Source organism: Arthrobacter sp. 2YAF22_2 (genome assembly GCF_052114645.1).
Lineage (GTDB): Bacteria > Actinomycetota > Actinomycetes > Actinomycetales > Micrococcaceae > Arthrobacter.
Genome location: NZ_JBFRFD010000636.1, coordinates 1 through 1,769, shown reverse-complemented (window position 1 = coordinate 1,769; position 1,769 = coordinate 1). Strand labels below are relative to the sequence as shown.

General features: G+C 66.7%; 4 protein-coding genes. 3 read left to right on the top strand and 1 reads right to left on the bottom strand.

Annotated features, from left to right (window positions below):
- On the bottom strand, positions 1–123 hold a 123-nt coding region (locus tag AB4Y86_RS18155; RefSeq protein WP_441403543.1), incomplete at its 3' end, for an SDR family NAD(P)-dependent oxidoreductase.
- A gap of 187 nt (positions 124–310) precedes the next feature.
- Here AB4Y86_RS18155 and AB4Y86_RS18150 point away from each other — a divergent pair.
- The 3 genes from AB4Y86_RS18150 to AB4Y86_RS18140 all read left to right on the top strand — a co-directional run.
- On the top strand, positions 311–796 hold the full coding sequence (locus tag AB4Y86_RS18150) for a DUF3099 domain-containing protein (protein ID WP_441403542.1): 486 nt from the start codon (positions 311–313) through the stop codon (positions 794–796).
- Positions 793–1,104 (top strand): hypothetical protein, encoded by a 312-nt coding sequence (locus tag AB4Y86_RS18145; protein WP_441403541.1) that lies wholly within the window; start codon positions 793–795, stop codon positions 1,102–1,104. The genes AB4Y86_RS18150 and AB4Y86_RS18145 overlap by 4 nt, the downstream gene beginning before the upstream one ends.
- On the top strand, positions 1,105–1,769 hold a 665-nt coding region (locus AB4Y86_RS18140), incomplete at its 3' end, for an SURF1 family cytochrome oxidase biogenesis protein (protein WP_441403540.1).

Here is a 1,769-nt window from a genome sequence, read left to right as displayed (position 1 = left end):
GCTGCGGTAGGTCACTGCCACCTTGTCGCCGTTGGCTAGGAACGACTCGGCGATGGCGAGGCCTATGCCCCGGTTGCCGCCGGTGATGAGGACGCTGCGGCCGCTGGAGGTTGCTTCAGTCATGGTGGACTCCGGAATTCTGCGGCTCAGTGGCGCCGCGCTGGGGCTGGATTTTCCTGCCTCCGATCTTAGCGTCCGACGGCGTGCGCCTGCCCGCCGCGTCTTCCCGCAGCGCCTGCCCGCCGCGGTCACCCCGGCTGCCCGGCCGTTTGGGTGCCTCCGTCGATGGTGAGATAATTCGAGGAAGCCAATGGAGCGTGATTCGACAGCCGTGAGAAACAAGAACCGATCCGGAGAGCGGACGGCCGGGGAGTACTCCGGCGACACCGAGGTCCACAGCATCACTGACGCCGCGACTGCGCACTCGGAAGAGATGCGCCAGCGGATGATCAAGTACGCCGTGGCCATGGGCATCCGCATGGTCTGCCTTATCCTCGTGTTCGTGGTGGACGGCTGGTTCAAGATCCTGCCCGTGATCGGCGCCGTCCTCCTGCCCTGGTTCGCGGTGGTGATCGCGAACGGCAGCGACCACGCCGAAGTCCACAGCGAATCGCTGATCGACTACGTCCCGCTCGATGAGCTCGACGCGCCTCGCTCCGAGGGCCCCACTGCTGAGGGACCGCTGGGTCAGGGGCCGCTCGGTGGGCGCCCGCCGGGGGCCGATGATGCCCCGACCACCCTCCTGCAGGGTGAACTGATTGACGACGACGAGGACCAGGGACAGGCTGCTTCATGAACATTTTTGACTTGGCCGGCCCCGCGGCCGAGCCTGCCACCGCGATGTGCTCCCGGAAGGCGTGCCGCGCCGACGCCGAGTGGCAACTGCTGTGGAACAACCCCAAAATCCACTCTCCGGAGCGCCGCAAGATCTGGCTGGCCTGCCGGGAGCACCGTGCCTGGCTGGAGGACTACCTCCAGACCCGCGGGCTGTGGAAGAACACCGTTCCCCTGGCCGACGCGTTCACCGACGGCACCGGGGGCCCCGCCGATGACGCCATCCAGAACACCGCAGAGTCGGGCATCGTCCCGGGCAAGGCCAGCTGAATGTACCGTTTCCTCTTCTCCAGCAAGTGGCTGGGGTATCTGCTGTTGGCCGCCATTTTCGCAACCGCTTGCGTGTTACTGGGCCGCTGGCAAATGGACCGCCGGGCCGAGACCCTCGCCGAGATTAACCGCGTCGTCTCCAACTATTCAGCCACCCCAATTCCGTTCGCGGAGGTTCGGAACGAGTTCGTCAACCTCGACGCCGACCGGGAATGGACGCAGGTGCAACTGCGCGGCAGCTACGACGCCGCAGGCCAACGAATCGTCCGCAACCGTCCGCTCAACGGCCAGCCCGGCTACGAAGTGGTGGTCCCCTTCAAACTGGACTCCGGCGACACGGTCGTCATCGACCGTGGCTGGCTCCCGATCGGCAACAACACTCCCGGCAGGCCGGACGCTATTCCGGCCCCACCGAAGGGGCCTGTGACGGTGGTGGCCCGGCTCAAGCATTCCGAGCCGGAACTGCAGCGCGGCGCACCCGACGGGCAGCTCGCCTCCATCGACCTGCCCGCGTACGCCGCCGAACTCGGATATCCCGTGCTCACCGGCGCTTACGGCCAGCTGGCCTCCGAGACCCCGCCGATGACGGATATGCCCGTCGCCTTCCCGATGCCTTCAACCGACGAGGGGACGCACCTGTCCTACTCCCTCCAGTGGTTTGCCCC

Coding starts and splice junctions, on each gene's coding strand:
- AB4Y86_RS18150 (WP_441403542.1), top strand. CDS start 311: ATGGAGCGTGATTCGACAGCCGTGAGAAACAAGAACCGATCCGGAGAG.
- AB4Y86_RS18145 (WP_441403541.1), top strand. CDS start 793: ATGAACATTTTTGACTTGGCCGGCCCCGCGGCCGAGCCTGCCACCGCG.